Below are 22,231 nucleotides of genomic sequence, written 5' to 3' on the forward strand. Positions count from 1 at the left end.
CGGCTGTTCGCCACCGGACGACCAATCGACGACCGATCGCCATTCGCCATCTGGCAGAACGAGGCCCTGAGCGTGAACTCGGTAGGGCCGTAGAAGTTGAAGGCCTCCACCCCCGGAGCAGAACGCAGCAATTCCCACAGAGAAGGCTCTACCTCCTCGCCACCCAACATCAGCGTTGACGGGCGATAAGTTCCCACCGTTTCGTCTATCAATCCGGAGGCTACCAGCGGCTGGACGAACGACGGCGTACCATGAAGCACATCAATGCGGCGCTGGACGAAATAATCGGCCAATTCCTGCGACGAGCGCCGTACGTTTTCACTAACCAGGTGCAGCTCATGCCCCTGCATCATCATCAACAGCCCGCCCCACGAACCATCGAACGAGAACGACGCCGTGAAAGCCACCCGCAGTTGACGCCCCGCCTCAGCTGTCTGTCGGCCAAAAACTTCCGTGCGATGACTGTGCACGAGATTGACCAGACTACGGTTCTCGATCACCACACCCTTCGGTCGTCCGGTCGAACCCGACGTATAAATCACATACGCCGGATGCGAAGGAAGCAAAGGAGCCACCCGATCTTCGTCCGAGAGATCATCAGCAGCCTTACTACGCAACCCCTCGACAACATCAGCATCATCGAGAAAAATCCGCGGAAAATGATCTGGTCCAACACCAACCAACCGGCCGACCGTTACCACACACACCGGCAAAGAGTTCTCGAAGAGGTACCGCAGACGCTCCTCTGGATAATCCGGATCAATCGGAAGATAAGCGGCCCCAGCCTTCAGCACTGCAAGGATCGACACCACCATGTCGGTAGACCGAGGCAGCACCAATGCCACAACCTGCTCCGGACCCACACCCCGCCCGGCAAGCAACCGCGCCAGTCGATTCGCCCGCGCATTCAACAATTCAAAAGAAACAGACTCATCCCCGGCCACCAACGCCGTCGCATTTGGTGTACAGGCTACCTGACGCTCAAAGGCAGCGGCAAATGAACAATAGGGAACTTTCAATTCAGTTGAATTCCATTGCAAGAGGATGCGGTCACGATCCTCGGCAGTTAGGATCTCCCACTCGTCGACAGGCATAGATGGGCAATCTGTCATGGCTCTGAGCAGCCGCTCGAAATGAAGGACGAACGATTCGATCGTGCGCCTATCGAATAGCTGAACAGAATATCCAAGACTTCCTGTGAGCCCCTGCGCAAGGCCGTCTTTGTCCAATATCTCACTGACATTCAGCGCCAGGTCGAACTTAGCAGCGCCCAGTGGTACCGCTTCCTCTGTAAAGCTCAGATCCTGAAGTTGGAAGTCAGCTTGCTCGTTGTTCTGGAAGGTGAGCATTACCTGGAACAGCGGGTGCCGGGACATCGAACGGGCAGGGTTGATCACCTCAACCAAGTGTTCGAATGGCACGTCCTGGTGGGCGAACGCTGCTAGATCCGTCTCCCGTACCCGGTCGATCAGCTCGCGGAAGGTAGGGTTGCCGGAGAGATCGGTGCGCAGCACAAGGGTGTTGACGAAGAACCCGACTAGTTCTTTCAGGGCCTCGTCTGTGCGGCCGGCGACGGGAGTGCCGATGGGAATGTCCGTCCCCGCACCCAGGCGCGACAGTAGTGCCGCAAACGCCGCTTGCACCACCATGAACACACTCGCACGCGACTCCCGGGCAAGCTCCACGATACGACGATGCAAATCCGCATCGATCTCGAACCAGATACTCTCCCCCCGGAACGACGCCACCGCCGGACGAGGCCGGTCGAAGGGCAACTCCAACTGCTCTGGAACACCGGCGAGTGCCTCGGTCCAGTAGGCAACCTGGCGGCTGAGTACGCTCTCCGGATTAGTTGCGTCGCCCAGCAGTTCCCGCTGCCACAGGGCGTAGTCGGCGTACTGTACCGGCAGCGGCGACCACTCCGGCACGCTTCCGGACTTACGGGTCGCATACGCCGTGGCCACATCACGGGCCAGCGGAGCCATCGACCAGCCATCACCAGCAACGTGATGGAGCACCACTACCAGTACGTGCACATTGTCGGCGAGCGAGAAGAGCCGCGCACGTATTGGCGCGTCAACCGTCAGATCGAAACCCTGCGACGTCGCCGCGGCCAACGCCGCAGGCAACTCGTCATCGGACACCTTCACGACGTCCAGCTCCAGTCGGACATCCGCAACGTCCAACAACCTCTGATACGGGATGCCGTCAGCCGCCTCCGGGAAGACGGTCCGTAGACTCTCGTGCCGGCCCATCACATCCACGAGGGCTGCAGTCAGGGCCTCGCGATCCAGAACACCGGTCAAGCGCAGTGCGATCGGTATGTTGTAGGTCGATGCTTCCGTGCCTTCGAGGCGATTGAGGAACCACAGTCGGCGCTGCGCGAACGACAACGGCACCACCTCAGGGCGAACCACTGGCACCAATGGCGCGCGCGCACCCTCAGCATCCACCAATCGCTCGCCCAGCAACGCCACCGACGGCATCTCAAACAACGCCCGAACCGGCAATTCGACACCCAGCAGCGTGCGGATACGACTGACTACCCGAGTCGCCAACAGCGAATGCCCACCCAGATCAAAAAAGCTGTCGTCGATACCGACCCGCTCCAGGCTCAAAGCCTCCGCGAAGATCTGGCACAGGATTTTTTGTTGCGGCGTACACGGACCGCGGTCGGAGACCACGGACGAGAAATCTGGAGCGGGGAGGGCCTTACGGTCCAGCTTGCCGTTCACCGTCACCGGCAGCTCATCCAGGAACATGACGACCGAGGGCACCATGAACTCGGGCAGGCTCTCACCGACAAAAGCCCGCAGGGCCCTGGCGTCCCTGGTCGTCCCCCGAACGGGAACCACGTAGGCGACGAGTCGGTTGTCACCCTGGTGTGCAACGGCAGTCACCACGCCCTGGGCCACCTCAGGATGTTTGGTGATTACGGCTTCGATCTCACCGAGTTCCACTCGGAAGCCCCGGATCTTCACCTGGAAGTCGGTACGGCCAAGAAACTCGATGTTGCCGTCCGCGCGCCAGCGGACCAGGTCTCCAGTGCGATACATCCGTTCACCAGGGGTGAACGGGTCGGCAACAAATCGCTCTGCCGTGAGGCCAGCACGGCCCAGGTAACCACGAGCGAGCTGGACACCGGACACATAGAGCTCGCCCGGCACGTTGACCGGGACAGGTTGCAGTGCCGCGTCCAGTACATATGTGCAGGTGTTCCAGACCGGAGCGCCGATCGGAACGCTGGTGGCATGCGGCTCGCTGAGGTATGCCCACCGCGTCACGTCGATGGTGGCCTCTGTCGGTCCATAGAGGTTGTACAGTCCCGCGTCCAGCCTGGCCTCGAACTTCTCGGCCAGGTCCAAGGGCAATGCCTCGCCACCGAGAATCACAGTGTGTAGTGAAGAACACTTCGCCGCAGCTGGCTCCGCCAGGAACACCGCCAGCATGGACGGTACGAATTGGAGAGTCGTGACCTGCTGCTTGTCGATCAGCTCTGCCAGATACGCCGGGTCCCTATGGCCACCCGGCTTGGCCACCACCAAGGTCGCACCCACCTGCAATGGCCAGAAGAACTCCCAGACCGACACATCGAACCCGGTCGGCGTCTTCTGCAAGATCCGGTCCCCTGCCCCCTGCGGATGACACGCTTGCATCCACGCCAACCGGTTCACAATCGCCGCATGGGAAACCATCACGCCCTTGGGACGCCCCGTAGATCCGGATGTGTAGATCACATACGCCGGATGCGCCACACGCAGCACACCGACTCGATCGGCATCGGACACATCAGCGGACGGCAGACTGCTGAGCTCGGCAGCCAACTTCGGATCGTCCACCGCGATAGTCGATAGCGACTCCGGCAATGACGGCAGTGCGTCCATTGTCTCGAGAGATGTCAACACGCATACCGGCTGCGCGTCATTCAGCATGTAGGCGATTCGGTCGGCTGGATACTCGGGATCCACTGGCAGGTACGCGGCGCCGGCCTTGACCACCGCATACACGGCTACGACCTGCTCTACCGAACGCGGCATGGCCAGTGCGACGACACGCTCCGGACCCACTCCCAATCCGATGAGCAGCCGCGCTAGCCTATTTGCCTGCGCGTTCAACTCTTCGTAAGACAACTCGACATCGTCGTAAACAACCGCTGACGCATGGGCAGTCCGACGCACTTGTCCTTCGAACAACTCAGGCAGGGACGCTCCTGCGACCTCGACCTCCGTGTCGTTCCACTCATGCAGCAGAAGCTGTCGCTCATCCACCGACAGCAGTTCCACCCGCCCCACTGCGAGATCCGGAGCTGCGACGACCCCGGCCAGAAAGCGTGTGAAGCGCGCCGATAGCTGCTCCGCAGTCGACCGATCAAAGAGATCTGTGGCGAATTCCAACTCGCCGCGCAAGCCAGGGTGTGAGCCGTCATCTTCGTGCTGCTCGGTGACATAAAGACAGAGGTCGAAACGTGCCGTCTGTGCAGGAGCCAGGTCGGCAGACACCGAGACATTGGAAAGGTTCAGGTCGGCTTGCTCGTTGTTCTGGAAGGTGAGCATTACCTGGAACAGCGGGTGCCGGGACATCGAACGGGCAGGGTTGATCACCTCAACCAAGTGTTCGAATGGCACGTCCTGGTGGGCGAACGCTGCCAGGTCCGTCTCCCGTACCCGGTCGATCAGCTCGCGGAAGGTAGGGTTGCCGGAGAGATCGGTGCGCAATACAAGGGTGTTGACGAAGAACCCGACTAGTTCTTCCAGGGCCTCGTCTGTGCGGCCGGCGACGGGAGTGCCGATGGGAATGTCCGTCCCCGCACCCAGGCGCGACAGTAGTGCCGCAAACGCCGCTTGCACCACCATGAACACACTCGCACGCGACTCCCGGGCAAGCTCCACGATACGACGATGCAAATCCGCATCGATCTCGAACCAGATACTCTCCCCCCGGAACGACGCCACCGCCGGACGAGGCCGGTCGAAGGGCAACTCCAACTGCTCCGGCAGGTCCGCCAGCGTCTTGGCCCAGAAAGAAGTCTGCCGACTCAGCAGACTTTCCGGATCCGACTCATCCCCCAGCAGCTCTCGCTGCCACAAAGCGTAGTCCGCATACTGCACTGGCAGTGTGGCCCACTGCGGAGCCGTACCCTCGCAGCGGGCCGCGTAGGCGGTCGCGACGTCCCGGGCCAGCGGAGCCATCGACCAGCCGTCACCCGCAATGTGATGCAACACGACCACCAGCACATGCGTCCGCGCATCCAATGCCAACAGCCGTGCACGGATGGGCAGCTCAGTTGTCAGATCGAAACCCCGCGACGTCGCCCCGGCTAACGCCGCAGGCAACTCCTCCTCGGAGACCTCCACGACGTCCAGCTCCAGCTGGACTTCCGCGATCTGAATGATGTCCTGGTGAGGGGTGCCGTCCGCGCTCTCTGGGAAGATGGTGCGTAGGCTCTCATGCCGACCGATCACATCCCGCATAGCCTCTGCCAGCGCGTCGCGGTCCAAGTCTCCGGTCAGGCGCAGCGCGATCGGCATGTTGTACGTCGATGCTTCCGCACCTTCGAACCGGTTGAGGAACCACAGTCGGAGCTGGGAGTAGGAAAGAGGAATCATCTCAGATCTCGGCCCTGTCTCACATTCGGTGGTGGCACTGAGTGGCATCGACGTCGTTAACATCACGTGAGAGATGTCAACCAGTTTGTGAACGTAGTTTTTCCGGGGCTGTCCCCGCTGGTCGTCGAAGATGCAGCCAACGAGGGTGAGCGGATCCTGGTGCAGGCGCGGACTTCGGAGGACACCGCGGTCTGCCCAGTGCGAGGCATCGCCGGGACGGGTGCACGGCTGAGCATCTGGCCGTAGGTAACCGACTTGCGGTGGCCGAGGCCGTACCCCACCGCCTGACGCTCTCGGTGGTGCAGGCCGAGAAAGACGAGGGCCAGGCGGTGGCCGCGGTCGTCACCAGCGTACTTGGAGGGCGGCAAGGCCCCGAGTTGCTGCGGCGGGCTTCCAGCGCAGGTTGTCGATGTCCGCGGCGAGCTCGAGGCGGGGAAAACGGTTTAGCGTCAGGCGGATCACTGTGGCCAGCTGGAGTCGCGCCAAGGGTGCGCCGAGGCAGCGGTGCACTCCGTGACCGAAGGCCAGATGGGCTCCCATCGCCGAGCTTTCGGAATTGCGCCTTGCGCGATTCGCGCCCATGAGGAAGGCCACAACCGGCTGCCCCGGACGAATCATGACATCAGCTACCTGAACGGGCTCAGTGACCGCGCGGCTGAAGCTGAGGGGGGCCGAGGGGTTGGTCTGCAGGATCACTTCCACCTCGGAGGGGATGAGGTCGGGGTTGGCGCGCAGGCCGTCCGCACGCGCCGGGTCATGCAAAAGAGTCAGAAAGGCGAGGGTGATCTGGTCCGCAGTGGATTCGTACCCGGCCATCAGCAGCGACAGTGACAAGGTGACGAGCTCGCGGTTTGTCAGCTTCCCTTCAGTGTCAGCGGCCTGAATGAGGGCGCTGATGAGGTCGGCGCCTGGTTCACGCCGCTTCTCCCCGATGAGCTTCGTCATGTAGTAGGTGATACGGAAGGCGCGGGCCCGGCTGTCAGGGCCCTTTCCGGCCAGGTCGAATAGAACAGGCACCCACTCGCGGAAGCTGTCATGGTCGGTGACCGGGACGCCGAGCATGTGACAGAGCACGCTCAGCGGCAGCGGCGCAGCAAGTCCGGCGACCAGATCGGCTGGTTGCTTCCTGGTGGCCAGCTCGTCCAGAAGTTCGTGCACACGGGCTTCGATCACCGGGCGCAGCGCGGTGACGCGGCGCTCTGTGAAGGCTCCGGCCACGATCCTGCGTAGCCGCGCGTGCTCCTTGCCGTCCAGGCTGATGATGGAGTCGGGTGATGGGTCGATGGCGGCTAGCTTGGGCATGTCCGGCGCCAGAGTGGCCGCGCGGCTGAAGCGAGGGTCAGCGAGGACTTGACGGGCGAGCCGATAGTCGGATATAGCCCAGCAGCCAGTGCCATTCGGCATCTGCACCCAGCGTATAGGCGCCGGGTCATCAGGGTCGCAGGGGATCGGAAGTGGGCCAGGTGGCAACTCCTCGGGTACGTCCAGCTCTTTAAGTGTGTCTCGCGAATTCGGCATCGACAAATCTCCCGTAACAACGCGCCACCCACCACCATGCGCATGCTGTCTATCGCTTCGTTTTCACTCATATATCGCAGCGTGATGGATGCAGCGTCCCTGCCTGGTGAAAGGGGTCTCGCAAGTGGACATTAAGGAAGGAGCTGGGAAGTTGACGCTTGCCACGGCGGAGATCCTGACCTAGGGTCCCGACCCATCACGTACGCAGCGTTTCCATAGCTGGCGCGCGGCCGGACTCAACGTTCGGCCGCGCGCACTCCCGCCGGATTTGCCGCGAGTAACCCTAGTGTCACTTCTGTCCACGTCTGCTGCGGCCTGCTCACAGTCCACGGTGAATTTGCGCCAATCGCTGATCCGAAAACCGATGGCAAGCTTCTCTGGCCATTCCTGGAAGGACGTCCGATGTCCGGTCTTCACGACGAGATAGCCCAGCGACTTTCGGATACGCTGGGCATCGACAAGTCGCTCATCACTCCTGACGTCACCTTCGTCGAGCTCAAGATCGACTCGCTGGCGTTGGTCGAGTTCTCGGTGATCCTGGACGAGGAGTACGGGGTTCCACCCCTGCATCTGACGCCGGACAGCACCATCGGCGAAGCGGTGGCCCTCGTGGCGGCCGCCATGACCGGCCCCGCTGAGGCCGCGTCGTGAGCGCCCGTTCCGCCGTAGCGGTGACGGGGCTCGGCTTGGTTTCCCCGTTGGGTATCGGCATCGAGGCCACTTGGGCCGGACTTCTCGCAGGCGTCTCGACGGCTGCCACAGACAGCCTGCTGCAGGGGCTGCCTGTCGACTTCTGCTGCGCCGTGCCGGGCTTCGATGGAGACGCCTTGCTTGGACGCCGGCTGACATGGCGGCTCGAGCCGTATGCGCAGATGGCTCTTGTCGCAGCCCGGGAGGCCGTGGCCGATGCCGGTCTCGATCCTGCTCATTGGGACGGTTCCCGAGTCGCCGTCGTCCTGGGTGTGGGCGGCACCAGCACCCACCACTGGGACAAGCAGTCCAAGCACTTCGCCGCAGCACACCATGAGCGTGTCTCGCCGCTGTTCATACCACGCTGCCTCACCAACCTGGCTGCCGGTGAGATCAGCAGTGACGTGCGGGCGTTCGGCCCCAGCCTGAGCGTCAGCACTGCTTGCGCCTCCGGCGCCACGGCTATCGGTCTGGGCCGTGACCTGCTGCTCTCCGGCAGCTGCGATATCGCGATCGTCGGCGGCGCAGAGTCGGGCCGGGCCCGCATCGCCAGCATCGGCTTCAGCCGCATGGGGGCACTGTCGACCCGCGTCTCGGCTCCGGCCAAGGCGTCTCGTCCCTTCGACGCCAACCGGGATGGCTTCGTACTCGGTGAGGGCGCGGGCATCCTTGTGCTGGAGCGAGCGGATGACGCGCGGGCGCGCAGCGCCCACATCCATGGCCACGTCGCCGGATTCGGAGCCTCTGCCGACGCTTACCACTTCACCACGCCTGACCCCGAAGGTCATGGCACGGAGCTGGCCACGCGCACGGCCCTCACCGACGCAGGCATGGTGGCGTCCGACATCGGGCACATCAACGCCCACGGCACCGCGACCCCCGTCGGTGACGTGGCGGAGGCGGCCATGCTCGGCCGCGTCTTCCCCCACGCTCCTCCAGTGACCGCCACCAAGAGCCTGACGGGACACACCCTGGGTGCGTCGGGTGCTCTGGAGGCGGCCTTCACGCTCCTGACGCTTGAACGTCAACAGGTGCCGGTCACGGCGAACATGGACAGCCTGGACGAGGCGGCCGCCGAGCTCGACTTGGTCACGGAGAAGCCCCGAGACGTGGTAACGGACACCGCGCTCAGCACGTCCTTCGGCTTTGGTGGTCAGAACGCGGCCCTCGTCCTGACGTCCGCCTGACAGAAGCCGTCTTGTTTCTTCCCGTCTCCGCCCCACACAGGAGGTTGGCCATGGCCAGTACCGGCGTCCTTCCGCACGTCGACCTCAAATCTACATATGACAAGCACGGTTGGTGCGAGCCGCCCCACCGCTTCAGCGACGGCGCCGTAGCACTGATCCGGGAGCACGCCCTTGCTATCAGTCGCGAGCGCAGGCCCGAGGTGGTTCACGAGAAGGACAGTGGGATCGTCCGGGCCATCCACGGCTGCCATGCGTTCGACGAGGTATGCGCGGCGCTCGTGCGCCATCCGTACCTCGTGGAGCTTGCCGAACAGCTTGTCGGCGGGCCCGTGTACGTCTACCAGTTCAAGGTCAACCTGAAGCAGGCGCATGAAGGCGCAGCCTGGCCGTGGCACCAGGACTTCGCGTTCTGGCACGAAGAGGACGACATGCCGCGCCCGGATGCCGTGAACATCGCGATCAACCTGGACGATGTTCACGAGGACAACGGACCGCTCATCGCGATCCCCGGATCACATCGTTTGGGCCTACTCGACCTGCCGGAAGGCCGCGCAGACGGCGAAGAGTCCGACTGGCACAGCCATGTCTCCTTCAACCTCCCCTACACCGTGAACGCCGACCGTGCCCGTGCCCTCGCCGAGCAAAGCGGGCGGAAAATGTTTCTCGGCCCACAGGGCTCCATCCAGGTCTTCCACCCCAGCATCGTCCACTCGTCGTCGAACAACGTGTCAGCGAACCGCCGCGCGGTGCTGCTCATCACGTACAACGCCGTCGCCAACGCCCCGGCGTACCCCACCCGCCCCGCGTTCCTGGTTTCACGCGACACCACGCCTGTCGAGCGACGCGCCGACGAGCGTCTGGACCTCCAGGCGCTCCACGACCCCGAAGCGTCCCTTTGAAACGCCGAGCAGAACAGCGAGACACCCGCATGCCGACCGAGCCCGCTGAGCAGCCGCCGCTCATCAACCTGGTGGACCCCGAGCTCTACGCGAAGGGCGACCCCTTTATCCAGTGGCGCTGGCTGCGCAGTCACCAGCCCGTGTACTGGCATGCACCGACGGAATACCCAGGCTTCTGGGTGTTGTCCCGGTACGAGGACATCCGCGCGGCCTACCGTGACGCGGCCACCTTCAGCTCCGCACAGGGCATTCTGCTGCGTCCCGAGAGCCACGGCGCCGATCCTGGCGGCGGCCGCACCCTCGCACTGACCGACCCACCCCGACACCGGCAGCTGCGGGGACTGATCGACAAGTGGTTCTCCGTGCGGTCGACACGGGCTATGGAACAGGACGTCCTGAGCGTTGTGCGTCGCGTGGTGGACGACGCTCTGGAACAGGAAACGTGCGACTTCGTCACTGACGTCGCTGCCCGTGTCCCGCTGTACGTGATCTGCAAGATGATGGGAATTCCCAGTGGCGACTGGGAGAAACTCTTCATGCTCACCAGCGACGCGTTCGGCGCCGGTGACCCGCTCACCCGGCGCCTCGCGCACCTGGACATCCTCAACTACTTCGAAGCGCTCCAGGTCGACAAGGCGAAGCACCCGGCCGACGACCTGGTCAGCGTGCTGGCGACGGCCAGCACCGACGGTGAGCCTCTGTCGCCGGACGATGTAATTCTGAACTGTGACAACCTCCTCGTCGGCGGTACCGAGAACACACGTATCGCTACAGCCGGCGGCATGCTCGCGTTTCTACGCCATCCCGACCAGTGGCAGATCCTTGCGGACAGCCCCGACCTGCTGCCGACGGCGGTGGAGGAGGTACTGCGCTGGACGTCGACCGCCACACACATCATGCGCACCGCGACACGAGCGGTGGAAGTCCGTGGCCACCAGATCGCCGCCGGCGATCGCGTCACCTTCTGGCTGCCCTCGGCCAATCGAGACGAGTCGGTGTTTTCCGCCTCTGATCAATTCGACATTCGACGGCAGCCGAACCGGCATTTGGCGCTCGGCTTCGGCGAACACTTCTGCGTCGGTAGCGTGCTGGCCCGTGTCGAAATGCGGCTGCTGTACAACGAACTGCTCAGCCGCTCGGTCCACGTCACACTGGATGGCGCGCCGACACTCTTGAGCTCCATCGTCGTCAACGGCCCTGAGTGTCTGCCCGTGCGCATGACCGCTTTCTAAGCGGTAAGGGCTATCCCGTAAATGATCTACGGCATGGCGGATGGTCTGCTGGATTCTTCGTCATCCGGCGAGGGTGAGGTTGTGCAGGCAGGCGATGCCGAGCATGGAGTGGTGGACGCCGTCACCATTCATGCGGGCGAGGGTGTGCTCGACGCGTACGCCCTCGCGGTGGGAGGCGTTGTGTTCCTCTTTCCAGGTCAAAAGCAGATACCTGAGAGTGGAGGTTCGAAGAACTTCGCAGATGTTGAGTGCTCGCAGTTTCCGTGATGTCGAAGATAAGAGGGGAATACTCATGTCAAAAATAGTCGAGCAAGTAAGCCTGCCTCTGCCTGAGCTTCTTCCGAACAGTAGAGAACAACTCATGGGGGCAGGTAAGCTCATGGCCAAGCATCAGCTAGGTTCATCCATCATCACGCTCATGCAGGCGGATCCGTCACGTGCACGTGAACGCATCTATGCCCTCTATGAAAACTCAGTCGTGCAAGACGCAACTGCCCCTAACAGTGCAAAATGGGATGCGGAGGCTCGGTCGCAGGATGGCTTCTTCGGTATCAGGCGAGTATACGGAAACAGTGCCGGAATTCTGATAGCTGGCCTCTTGCTTTCATTTTTAGAGGTACTTGAGAACGTGAAGTCAACAGGATGCGCTGTTCCCGACCAGGAATTTCAGGAACTTTTCCAAGGTGCCGCTTCAATTCTAAGCTACTGCAAGAATGGGACAGCGGAAGCAATCGAAAAAGTATCGCTGCCTGTAGCAAAGGAGAGGGTGACCAACTTTGATCCCAAGCTCCGATGGGAGGTGGGACATCGCCTGTTCTTCTCGCTAACCCAGGGGATCACTGCAGCTCTCTCCTGCTTCGCCACGGCTATGGCAGACGGCCAGATGCTCCACGCCATTGAAGCAATGCGTCTCGCAACGGCACTCATGGAAGCGTCGCGAGGAGCACTGTTGTTCACCTCTGACTTTCCGAAGAGCTCCTACAGTGACGACGTTCGGATCAGTATGATGCCGCCGTACGCTGCACCCGGATTTAGCGGCGTTCAGGGGCGTGATCACCAAGTCCTCGTGGGGGTTTTGCGTGGCCTGCGGCCTGTATTCGGCGAAATCAATCGCGACAGTTATCCGTACGAGGAGTTTAAATCGGCCACTATGCGTCTCCATGCTGCTCACGAGTACGTTTGCGCTAAATTTGTTGGCGAAACGAGACCTAGTCTCCTAATGGAGGCCCGCGGTGGGAACAACAGCAGCAGAATCGGTGCTGCGTCCGTAGTTCGCCAGATCAATGAACGACGACTGCGTTTGATCGATCCAAGCCTCCCTAAAGGATGAGTGACACATGATGTCTCCTTCCCCTTCTGGCAGGCATACTTCCTGGATTCGTCGGCATCCACGTTCGCCGAACCCGCGGGCTCGAATCATCTGCTTTCCGCCGGCCGGCTCCTCGGCAAGTTTCTATCGATCCTGGCCTGGGCACGTGCCCGCAGGTTTGGATGTCGTTACGGTTCAGTACCCGGGGCGGCAGGACCGACTCAATGAGCCGTGTCTGGACCGAATAGAATCAATGGCTGAGCACATCGCAGCCGAGCTTCTCACGCTGTCTGATCTGCCGCTCGGACTCTTCGGGCACAGTATGGGAGCTTCTGTTGCCTACGAGGTCGCGGTAAGGCTGGAGAATGCTCCCGGAGTTCGGTTGGCCTTCCTGGGTGTTTCAGCAAGGAAGGCTCCGCAGGAATTAAAACCTCGCGGGATAGACTGCCAGAACGACGACGAACTCATCTCCCTGCTGGAGGAGCTGGGCGGCCCGGACGCAGACGCGATGAAGAACCGGCAGCTGCGTGAACTCATCATGCCGGGCATCAGAGCGGATTTCACCGCATGCGAGTCGTACCACCCTGCTCACCCTCCTGTCGTGAACGTACCGATCACCTTCTACAGAGGGTCCGTCGACCGGGCCACAGATGCCGATGACATCAAGTACTGGGCCGACCTCACGAAAGGGAATTCAGTCGAGCGTGTGCTGCCCGGAGGCCACTTCTACTTGCTCGAGCACGAGCAATTGATCATGCTCGATGTTGCGCGACGTATCTATACGAATCTTTAGACGAAATTGTCGTCAAGCTCGTAGCCTTATTTTTACCAACCTGGCCATTACTCCCATGCGTGTAACCGCAATGGATAGGGGAACGACTGGCAGGATCCCGGGAATAACCGTCGGGAAGTATGGTGGTTGATTCGTTCATTCCAGATTGATGTTCACGTGCCCTTTATTTTCTTTTGATAAGGCACATAGGCAAGACTGCAGCCTTGCGGCCCCTGCATGGCAGATCCCGTTCGCCTGCTTCAGCTTGCCACAACAGTGCGACGGTCTCCTTCCCCTCCTGACACGCCGCGTTGACCTTCCCGGGAATAACGCTCGCAAATTCCCATTTTGTCGCACTCCCCATCCTGGTCACGGCCCAGGGCGATTGCAAAGTCGCGGTGATCTCGTGAGTGTGCAGGTCGCAGCGGTGTGACGATTCCGGAAGGGCCCGCGACCGGACGCAACGAAGCTCCGTTGTGGAGGTGACCTTCCCAAGTCGCCTGCGCCCAACGGAGCTTCGATGTGCCGTCAGTCTGCCACCGTCTGCCTGATCAAGTCGCCCACCCGTCAGCACCGCGCGACGGGTCCGCTGGCCGATCGGCTGGCCACGCTGGCCGATCCGCGGTGCCCGCGCGGGAAGCGTCACCCTTTCGTGGCAGTGCTGCTGATCGCCTGTTCCGCAGTGGTGAGCGGGGCGAGGAGTTTCGTGGCGATCGCTGAGTGGGCCACCGACGCCCCGCAGGACGTTCTGGCCCGGCTCGGCGCCCGTACCGCGACAGTCCTGGCCGTGCGCATCCCGCCGAGCGGTGCGACGATCCGCCGGGTCGTCAAGGACACCTGCCCCGGCGGCCTGGCCGACCTCCTCGGCCACGACCCGGCCGGCGCCGACACCCTCGCCATCGACGGCACGAGCGCCCGCGGCTCGCGCCTCGGCACCACCCCGGCCGCCCACCTGCTGGCCGCGATGACCGGCACCGGCATGACCGTCACCCAGCTCAGGGTCCCCGAGAAGACGAACGAGATCACGTGCTTCGCCGCCCTTCTGGACCCCTACGACCTGCAAGGAGTCACCGTGACCGGCGATGCCCTCCACACTCAGCGTGACCATGCCCGCTTCCTCGTCGAGATGAAGAAGGCGCACTACGCCTTCACCGTGAAGCGGAACCAGAAGAACCTCTACGAACAGCTGCGAACCCTGCCCTGGCAGGAGGCGACGGCGAAGTTCTACGACCGCACCACCGGCCACGGCCGTAAGGAGACACGCGTGGTGCAGGCCCTGACCGTTATCGACCTCGGCGTCGACTTCCCCCACGCCGCTCAGGTCGCCAGGGTCGTACGCCACCGCACCGACACCAGGACCGGCCGGCAGAGCCGCGAGACGGTCTATGTCATCACCGACCTGACCAGCCGCCAGGCATCCCCGGAACGAATCGCGACGATCTTGAGGGCGCACTGGGTGATCGAAAACAGGCTCCACTTCGTCCGCGACACCGCCTTCCGCGAGGACGCCTCCAAGATTCGCACCGGACACGGTCCAGAGAACATGGCCACCCTCCGCAGCTTCGCCATCAACCGACTCCGCGCTGCGGGCCACAGCAACATCGCCGCAGGACTCCGCACGACAGCCCTCCGCCCCTACGAACGTCCCCTGGACCTCATCGGCCTCGACTGACCTGCAACGACCCGGGATCAGAGGACTTTGCAATCGCCCTGGGTCACGGCCCCGGCGTTGTTCAGTTGTGTCCGGATTCGTAGTGGTTGATCAGATGCCGTAGACGGCGAAGGCGTGGCCGTGGTCGAGGAGGTCGCGGCGGGCGTGAGCGATGTTGGCGCGTCCGGCAAGGCGGAACGCGCTGATGCCCAGGTTGCGGAGACTGGCCAGTACTCGGGGCGCGGTACCGGTCCTGACCTGGGAGTTGTCCTCATGGAAAGTGACGTCGCGGACCCAGTGGAGCCGGTTTTCCACCGACCAGTGCGAACGCTCGTAGTGGTTGAGGTGTTCGGGGCCGGCAAGGTCGGCGGGCAGGCTGGTGACACCGAAGACGATCTCCTTGCCGGTCCACGTGCCGTCCAGTGTGCCGGTGTCGCGACGTAGGCGGAATACCTGGTGGGCGCCGGGGAAGAGCTCGTCGTCAGCCGGGGCGGTGCGGATTGTGCGGCGCTCGGTGCGGCCGTGCCCGCGGTCGTCCTCAACCGCGGTGGTCTGCACCCACTCGGCGTCTTTCCCGGTCAGCAGGGCTTGGGCGGCGGCGCGGGCAAGCGGCTGGTTCCCCTTGAGGACCAGGACGTAGTGCCCGTGCAGCGGTCCGGTGATCAGGCGGGCGGTCGCCTTCGTGGTGTGCAGGGCGTCCAGTGTGAACACCATGCCGGGGACGGACAGTTGGGACAGCAACGCGCGGGCCGCGGGGCCTTCGCCGCGCCTGTCGGGGACCTGGACCTGTCCCATCACCGCGCCGCCGGCGTGGGCGATCGCGCCGACCAGGAAGACCTGCCCGGACGGGGTGTGGGCGCCGCGCAGGGCCTTGCCGTCCACGGCTGCGGCGGGCAGCAGCCCGGACGGGGCCGGGTGCTCGGCCGCCCGTTGCAGGGCACGGCGCTCCTCGCGCTCCAGTGGGCCGGGGGTGCGCGCAACCTCGGGGGCCCGGGCGGCGCCGCGTACGACATCCGCCGTATAGCCGCAGGTCGCGGAGTCCAATGCGTCCGCGTCCAGGTCGGTGAGCACTCGCCAGAAGGTGCGCTCGCTGGGAACGAGGTAGCGGCCGGTGAGCGGGTCCCGGCGGGCACCGATGCGGGCGAGCTTGTCCTGCGGAGAGCGTGCCGCCCACTGCCAGATGGCCGCGACACAGTCACCGCCGACCACCAGCGTCGCGCAGGCGGTCAGCACCAGGACCACTACGAGCGGGTGCCGCAGCCCGCGCCGCGCACGACGGTCCGGCACCTGAGCCAACCGACGCAGCAGTGCCGACTCCACCTCGACCGGCTCCGCTACCAGCTCCGTTTCCCATAGGGCCAGATCGGCGAGCTGGTCAAGAACGGGGCCCGTCAGGGAGGATACGGACACGAGCACGACTCCTCGAAGATCATCCGGCCTAGAGAACTGGAAGATCATCAGAAGTCGTGCTTGCCTGCCAACTCCATTCCGACGCAGGGTGAAACGGACAGACGCGCTCAAGCCAGACAACGCCGGGCCCGTGCCCCTGATCCCCACCCCACAGTCAACGGGAAGCCCATTGAGAACCAGGCAGTTTGGATTCATCCTCGCTTTCGCCGTCACACTCCTCGCCTCATTCATCGGCTACCAGGCCAATGGCGGCCACCCAAGCATCCCGTTTGCACTCTCAGGAGCAGCTGCGGGCACGGCCATCGCCTTCGCGACACGCCTTATCCGAGGCAAATGAAAGCTGACTGCTTTGGACGGCCCACGGTCCACGGCCTGCAGTGATGCTGTGACGTGGCAGCGTCACGTCACAGCATCACTGCAGGCCGCCTACTCCGCCAATAGCATGGTCGCCCGTCAGACCCTGAACGGCCGCCACCCCGGCAAGGAGCCGGTGCCGCCACGACCACGCCTTCGCCGTCTACGGCACCTGATCAACCACTACAAAGTCGGACACAACGGAACAACGCCGGGGCCGTGGGAGTCCCGTGGGACTTTCCTGGGACTTCCGGCTGCGTCAACGGATACGGCGACGAAACAGCCGAAAGTCCATCTGCGCAGCTCAGCCCCCTGCTGCCATCCGACGCGGCAGCAACATAGCTCGGTAACGCCGGTTAGCCAAACCGGCGTTCTCGGAGACGATTGTTTCGCCAACGTCCGCTCCCGAGCACAACCACGGACCTAAGCGACAGGGAAGGCGCATCGCTATTTTCGGCCCGAAATTCGCCGCGCGCGTTCTCCGTTCGTGAACTGTGTCGTCCATCTCTGGACTCTTTCACCAATCCGTCTAGTGTTCCGTACTCCCCGGAGAATAGCCACACTTGCCCGATGAGCCGATAGCAGCCATTGCCAACGCCGAACCGCATCACGAGAAGGAGGCCGCAGCGTACCGTGCAGCTCCCCACCATCATGTCGTCTCACCTGATAACCAAGCGCCTCTCCTGACCAGCGCCTGGTATTCAACCAGTGACCTCGCCGCTTGCCTGAGGGTGGACGCCTCAACCCTGCGCCGTTGGCGCACCGCTCAGCCTCCTCAGGGGCCGCCTTTCGTCACAGCATCGGAACGCGTCGTCATGTACAGCGCCCTCGACGTCGAGGAATGGCTGCACCGCCGACGCACGGTCCCGACCAAGGGGCCCAATGGCCGATAAGACCAACGTTCCTGTCGGAGTCCGGCTCTCCACCGACATCGAGTACCGGCCTGATCGCCCCACTCCGTATCGGGCACGCGTCCGGTGGACCGACCCGGCCACCAAGCGCCGCCAGTCACTGTCCGAGGGAAAGGACAGCGAAGACGAAGCGCAGGAATGGCTCCGGGCCATTATCGAGGCCGCACAGGCCGGCCTGAGCCCGTCGCTGGCCACCATGAAGCTCGCCGAATACGGCGAAGCGAACATGGACCTGGCCCTGCGCGGCCTGGAGTTGAAGACGCTGGACCCCTATCTGTCGGGGTGGCGGATGCGTGTGGTCCCCGCCCTGGGCCACCTCGCGGTACGGATGATCACCAACGGCGTCGTCGACCGCACCGTGCAGAACTGGATCGCCGACGAGCACAGCCGCTCCACGGTGAAGAACACCATCGCCGTCCTGGTCCGCGTCATGGAGCAGGCAGTCCGTGACGGCATCATCAAGGTCAACCCCGCCCGGGTGACCGGCTGGCAGAAGCTTTACAAGCAGGCAGAGGACGAACTTCTCGACCCACGCGCGCTGGCTCTGCCCGACTGGGAGACCCTCCTCGCACTGGCCGACGCGCTCGTGGCCGCCTCCCACGACCAGTACCGCGGCTGGGGAGAAGTGGTCATCTTTGCCGCGTGCACCGCCGCACGGATCGGCGAGGTCTCAGGCTGCCGTGTCGGAGACATCGACACCACCCAGTGGATCTGGACCGTGCGGCGTCAGACCACACCCGCCCCCGGCGGGCTGACCGACAAGGGCACCAAGGGCAAGCGGGCCCGCAAGGTTCCCATCGTCGAGGAGATCCGCCCCCTCGTCGCCCAGCGCATCCTGTCCGCCGGCCCCGACCCCGATGCCCGCCTGTTCACCGGCCCGCGCGGCGGACGCATCTCCACCGCCGTCCTGCGCGACGCGACGCACTGGGACGACGTGGTCACCAAACTCGGCTACGAACACCTGCGCCGCCACGACCTGCGGCACACCGGCCTGACCTGGTTCGCCGACGCTGGCGTCCAGGTCCACGTCCTGCGACGCATCGCTGGCCACGGATCGCTGACCACCACCCAGCGATACCTCCACCCCGACGTACACAAGATCACGGCCGCCGGAGCGGCGCTCTCCGCACACCTCAGCGTGCTGCGCGCGCCGCGCTCACTGCCGAGTCCGATCGTCGTCACCCGCTGACGCCAGTCAAGGACGCCGGTCCCCAACTGGTCCCCAAAAATGATCAAGGGCCGGTTTCGGAGGCACCCGAAACCGGCCCTGACCTGCGACTCTTACGAGTCGGGACGACAGGATTTGAACCTGCGACCCCTTGACCCCCAGTCAAGTGCGCTACCAAGCTGCGCCACGTCCCGTTGCGCTCCCGCGGTGACCCGTGTGATCGCGTGAACAGAACTTTACCCCACGACGGGGACTGCCCTGCAGCGGGGCGGGCACGCGCGGGACAATCAGGGTATGAGCGACGCATCGGGAGTTCGAGCGGGCCGGGGGCGCGACCGGGACGTGCAGGGGCGGGCCCGTAACGCGCGGCCGCGGGACGGGTTGGGGCGGCCCTTGCCTTACGGTGCGCGGGGAGTGGCGCGCCAGCCCGAGGGGATCGTACGCGCCCCGGAGGAGACCGTCGCCGAGGCCCAGGCCCTGCTGGACGCCGGGAAGCCGTTCCACGCACACGAGGTGTTCGAGGACGCCTGGAAGTCCGGCCCCGACGAGGAACGCGCTCTGTGGCGGGGGCTCGCCCAGCTCGCGGTGGGCCTCACGCACGCGGCCCGGGGCAACACCGCAGGCGGCGCCCGGCTACTGCGGCGCGGAGCCGGGGCGGTCGAGGGGTGGGCGGCCGAGACGGGACGGGGCAGGCCGTACGGCATGGAGGTGGCTGGTCTGGCGGTCTGGGCTCGGGAGCTGGCCGTGGTCGTGGAACGGGACGCGGCCATCGTGGATGCGCGGGCCTGGGCGCCCCGGCTGCACGGGAAGCAGCTGTAGGGCGTCCCGAGACAGGGGCGTGCGCGGGTTGTCAGAGGCGTACGGCAGACTCGGGGTCGTGCGGAAGATTCATGTCATAGGCATCGGGGCGGGCGACCCCGACCAGCTGACCCTGCAGGCAGTCAAAGCGCTGAAGAGCACGGACGTGTTCTTCATCCTCGACAAGGGCGAGGTGAAGTCGGACCTCACCCGGCTGCGCCGTGACCTTCTCGACGTACACCGACCGGAGGGGACGTACCGCCTGGTCGAGGCACGTGACCCGGAGCGCGACCGGGCGGCGGGCGGCGCGGCCTACTCCCCCGCCGTCGGCGACTGGCGTTCGGCGCGTGCCGGCATATACGAGCGGCTGATCGCCGAGGAACTGGGCGAGAACGAGAGCGGTGCGTTCCTGGTGTGGGGCGACCCCGCACTGTACGACAGCACACTCGGCATCCTGGAGGAGGTCCAGGACCGGGGCGCGGTGACGTTCTCGTACGACGTCATACCCGGCATCAGCAGCGTCTCGGCGCTCGTCTCGAGGCACCGCACGGGGCTCAACCGGGTGGCCCGGCCCGTCCAGATCACCACGGGCCGCCGTCTCGCCGAGGGCTTCCCGGAAGGTGTGGACGACGTGGTCGTGATGCTCGACGCCCACCAGGCCTTCCGGCGGTACGCGGACCAGGACATCGACATCTACTGGGGCGCCTACATCGGCACGCCGGACGAGATACTCGTCTCCGGTCCCCTCGCCGAGACCGCCGAGCACATCGCGAGGGTGCGCGCTGAGGCCCGGGAGCGCAAGGGCTGGATCATGGACACATATCTGCTGCGCAGGCATCCGCAGGGCCGTGGCGGAGCGGCCGAGTAGCGGCGGTCCCGCGGCCATCCGGGCGGCCGGTCCTCGCCCGTAGGCGTGGCCCACCGGTGTGCTCGCGCCCCGGTGGCGACCGCCGCAAAGGTGCCGCACGCGAGCGGCCGGATCCATGGGCCCGTCATCGGAGGCCGAGTCCCAGCCGGGCCAGCGCCCCGGCCACGTCCGGCACCGGGGTCACACCCTCGGGCAGGGGCGGGCGGCGTACGACGACCACCGCAAGCCCGAGATCCCGCGAGGCCGTGAGTTTGGCCGCCGTCGCCGCTCCACCGCTGTCCTTCGTCACGAGCACGTCGATGCGGTGCTCGCGCAGCAGAACCGTCTCTCCTTCGACCGTGAACGGCCCGCGGGCCAGCAGCACTTCCACGTCAGACGGCATGGGGGGCTCGGGCGGTTCCACCGACCGGACGACGAAGTGGAGGTCGGCCAGGTGAGCGAAGGCCGCGAGCCCCAGGCGGCCGGTGGTGAGGAAGACGCGTCGGCCGAGCGGCGGCAGCAGGTGCGCCGCTTCGGCGAGCGAGGCCGCCTCATGCCAGCGGTCTCCGGAGCACGCGCTCCAGCCGGGTCTGCGCAGCACCACAACGGGAAGTCCGGTGATCGCCGCGGCACGCGCCGCGTTCGCCGTGATGCCGGTGGCGAAGGGGTGCGTGGCGTCGACCACCGCGTCCACATGGTGCTCGCACAGCCAGGCGGCCAGCCCCTGCGCGCCGCCGAAGCCCCCGACGCGTACATCCCCGGCGAGCGCTCCCGGCCGTGACACCCGCCCGGCCAGGGACGTGGTCACCCGCACACCGGTACGGGAGGCCAGCAACGCAGCGAGTTCGCGCGCCTCGGCGGTGCCGCCGAGGACCAGGACGTGCAGGGACATGACGTCGAGGGTACGGGCCGCTTTCCCTCACCCTCCCCGGAGGACCTTCACAGCCCACGGACCCGGGGGAACACCGGCCTGGTTCGCGTCACCTGACAGCGCCTCCCGTGCGGTCCGCGTTACGGTCGCAATCACCGCTGATGCCCGGCCGGCAACGTTCGCCGACCGCGGTCAGCGCAGCAGCAGTTGGACGGCACCGGCCACCGTCGCCGCGATCACCAGCCGCTCGAACAGGCGCTGGTTGATCCGGCTCACCGCCCACGTGCCGATGAACGCCCCCGGTACCACGAACACCGCGAGCGCCGCGTCCAACAGCAGCGACCGGCCGTCGATCAGGCCGAGGCCCGCGCTGAAGGGGACCTTGGAGACATTGACGATCAGGAAGAAGAACGCCGAGGTGCCGAGGAAGCCCAGTTTGCGGAAGCCGGCGGAGAGCAGGTACATCGACATCACCGGGCCGCCTGCGTTCGCGACCATCGTGGTGAAGCCGCCGACGATGCCGTAGGAGCGTGCCTTGATCCGGCCGGCGCGCGTGGTCACCAAGTCGGGATCCTCGTCCCGGTCGGCGCGTCGTCGGCGCCCCATCGTGACGGCCGCCATCAGCAGCAGGATCGCGCCGATCGACGTCCGTACGATCCCGTCGTCGGCCCACACCAGGAACAGCGTGCCCAGGACGACGCCCGCGGCGACCGCCGGGAACAGGCGCCACAACGTGGGCCAGTGGGCATGCCGCCGGTAGGTGAGGACCGCGAGGACGTCACCGACAATCAGAACGGGCAGCAGGATGCCGGTCGAGGCCCGGGCGGGCAGGACGGCCGCGAAGATCGCGAGACTGACCGTGTTGGCGCCGCTCACCGCGGTCTTGGAGAAGCCGACGAGCAGCGCCGCGGCGGCCAGCACGGCGAATCCCCACGGGGATATGCCCCAGAGCGTCATTGTGTTCATGCGGGGACCGATGCTAGTGCCGTGGCAGGCAACGTTTGCCCG

Annotated in this window: 16 protein-coding genes, 1 tRNA gene and 2 pseudogenes; 12 read left to right on the top strand and 7 right to left on the bottom strand. The window is 64.8% G+C overall.

Features of this window, described 5'->3' with window-relative positions:
- The coding region (locus tag BIV24_RS20335; protein ID WP_177198769.1) for a non-ribosomal peptide synthetase at positions 1-5,606 on the bottom strand (5,606 nt) is incomplete at its 3' end.
- Positions 5,607-5,672: 66 nt separating this feature from the next.
- Between BIV24_RS20335 and BIV24_RS36515 the strand changes: the two are divergent.
- A pseudogene (locus BIV24_RS36515) lies at positions 5,673-5,835 on the top strand (ISL3 family transposase); the annotation flags it as partial.
- 113 nt (positions 5,836-5,948) lie between these two features.
- Here the strand turns inward: BIV24_RS36515 and BIV24_RS20340 are convergent.
- Complete coding sequence (locus tag BIV24_RS20340) at positions 5,949-6,908, bottom strand: cytochrome P450 (RefSeq protein ID WP_079168407.1); 960 nt, start codon at positions 6,906-6,908, stop codon at positions 5,949-5,951.
- A 618-nt stretch (positions 6,909-7,526) separates the two neighbouring features.
- Here BIV24_RS20340 and BIV24_RS20345 point away from each other — a divergent pair.
- From BIV24_RS20345 to BIV24_RS20360, 4 genes are read left to right on the top strand one after another with little or no spacing between them, the layout of a single operon-like run.
- Positions 7,527-7,775 carry an acyl carrier protein gene (locus tag BIV24_RS20345; protein ID WP_071367804.1) on the top strand — a complete coding sequence of 83 codons (249 nt, stop codon included), beginning with the start codon at positions 7,527-7,529 and terminating at the stop codon, positions 7,773-7,775.
- Positions 7,772-9,001, top strand: coding sequence for a beta-ketoacyl-[acyl-carrier-protein] synthase family protein (locus BIV24_RS20350; protein WP_245766874.1), 1,230 nt, complete (start codon positions 7,772-7,774; stop codon positions 8,999-9,001). The genes BIV24_RS20345 and BIV24_RS20350 overlap by 4 nt, the downstream gene beginning before the upstream one ends.
- A gap of 50 nt (positions 9,002-9,051) precedes the next feature.
- Complete coding sequence (locus BIV24_RS20355; protein ID WP_071367805.1) at positions 9,052-9,900, top strand: phytanoyl-CoA dioxygenase family protein; 849 nt, start codon at positions 9,052-9,054, stop codon at positions 9,898-9,900.
- A 29-nt stretch (positions 9,901-9,929) separates the two neighbouring features.
- Positions 9,930-11,132, top strand: a complete 1,203-nt coding sequence (locus tag BIV24_RS20360) for a cytochrome P450 (RefSeq protein WP_071367806.1) — start codon at positions 9,930-9,932, stop codon at positions 11,130-11,132.
- Between the two features lie 60 nt (positions 11,133-11,192).
- Here the strand turns inward: BIV24_RS20360 and BIV24_RS32200 are convergent.
- Positions 11,193-11,327, bottom strand: a pseudogene (locus BIV24_RS32200) (IS5/IS1182 family transposase); the annotation flags it as partial.
- 184 nt (positions 11,328-11,511) lie between these two features.
- Here BIV24_RS32200 and BIV24_RS33925 point away from each other — a divergent pair.
- From BIV24_RS33925 to BIV24_RS20370, 3 genes are all read left to right on the top strand, one after another.
- Positions 11,512-12,462 (top strand): hypothetical protein, encoded by a 951-nt coding sequence (locus BIV24_RS33925; RefSeq protein WP_143064636.1) that lies wholly within the window; start codon positions 11,512-11,514, stop codon positions 12,460-12,462.
- A 10-nt stretch (positions 12,463-12,472) separates the two neighbouring features.
- The gene (locus BIV24_RS20365) at positions 12,473-13,234 is read left to right on the top strand and encodes a thioesterase II family protein (protein ID WP_071367812.1); all 762 of its coding nucleotides are present in this window, start codon (positions 12,473-12,475) and stop codon (positions 13,232-13,234) included.
- 499 nt (positions 13,235-13,733) lie between these two features.
- Complete coding sequence (locus BIV24_RS20370) at positions 13,734-14,885, top strand: ISAs1 family transposase (RefSeq protein ID WP_245766875.1); 1,152 nt, start codon at positions 13,734-13,736, stop codon at positions 14,883-14,885.
- A 90-nt stretch (positions 14,886-14,975) separates the two neighbouring features.
- Here the strand turns inward: BIV24_RS20370 and BIV24_RS20375 are convergent, their stop codons facing one another.
- Positions 14,976-16,274 carry an ISAs1 family transposase gene (locus BIV24_RS20375; protein WP_177198770.1) on the bottom strand — a complete coding sequence of 433 codons (1,299 nt, stop codon included), beginning with the start codon at positions 16,272-16,274 and terminating at the stop codon, positions 14,976-14,978.
- 917 nt (positions 16,275-17,191) lie between these two features.
- On the opposite strand from BIV24_RS20375, the gene BIV24_RS36265 reads away from it, so the two are divergent.
- A complete protein-coding gene (locus tag BIV24_RS36265) occupies positions 17,192-17,521 on the top strand; it encodes a helix-turn-helix domain-containing protein (protein ID WP_342745261.1) in 330 nt (109 codons plus the stop codon).
- The gene (locus BIV24_RS20380) at positions 17,511-18,728 is read left to right on the top strand and encodes a tyrosine-type recombinase/integrase (RefSeq protein ID WP_071367807.1); all 1,218 of its coding nucleotides are present in this window, start codon (positions 17,511-17,513) and stop codon (positions 18,726-18,728) included. The genes BIV24_RS36265 and BIV24_RS20380 overlap by 11 nt, the downstream gene beginning before the upstream one ends.
- A 99-nt stretch (positions 18,729-18,827) precedes the next feature.
- Here the strand turns inward: BIV24_RS20380 and BIV24_RS20385 are convergent.
- Positions 18,828-18,901: transfer RNA gene (locus BIV24_RS20385), tRNA-Pro, on the bottom strand.
- 100 nt (positions 18,902-19,001) lie between these two features.
- Here BIV24_RS20385 and BIV24_RS20390 point away from each other — a divergent pair.
- Positions 19,002-19,526, top strand: coding sequence for a DUF309 domain-containing protein (locus BIV24_RS20390; RefSeq protein ID WP_071367808.1), 525 nt, complete (start codon positions 19,002-19,004; stop codon positions 19,524-19,526).
- Positions 19,527-19,584: 58 nt separating this feature from the next.
- Positions 19,585-20,373: a precorrin-6A synthase (deacetylating) gene (gene cobF, locus BIV24_RS20395; protein WP_071367815.1), complete on the top strand. Its 789-nt coding sequence runs from the start codon at positions 19,585-19,587 to the stop codon at positions 20,371-20,373.
- Positions 20,374-20,497: 124 nt separating this feature from the next.
- Here cobF and BIV24_RS20400 read toward each other — a convergent pair whose 3' ends face one another.
- Positions 20,498-21,244, bottom strand: a complete 747-nt coding sequence (locus BIV24_RS20400) for a cobalt-precorrin-6A reductase (protein ID WP_071367809.1) — start codon at positions 21,242-21,244, stop codon at positions 20,498-20,500.
- A gap of 171 nt (positions 21,245-21,415) precedes the next feature.
- A complete protein-coding gene (locus BIV24_RS20405; protein WP_071367810.1) occupies positions 21,416-22,189 on the bottom strand; it encodes a sulfite exporter TauE/SafE family protein in 774 nt (257 codons plus the stop codon).
- Between the last annotated feature and the right edge of the window lie 42 nt (positions 22,190-22,231).

The sequence above is a fragment of the Streptomyces colonosanans genome (genome assembly GCF_001866645.1).
Taxonomy (GTDB): Bacteria; Actinomycetota; Actinomycetes; order Streptomycetales; family Streptomycetaceae; genus Streptomyces; species Streptomyces colonosanans.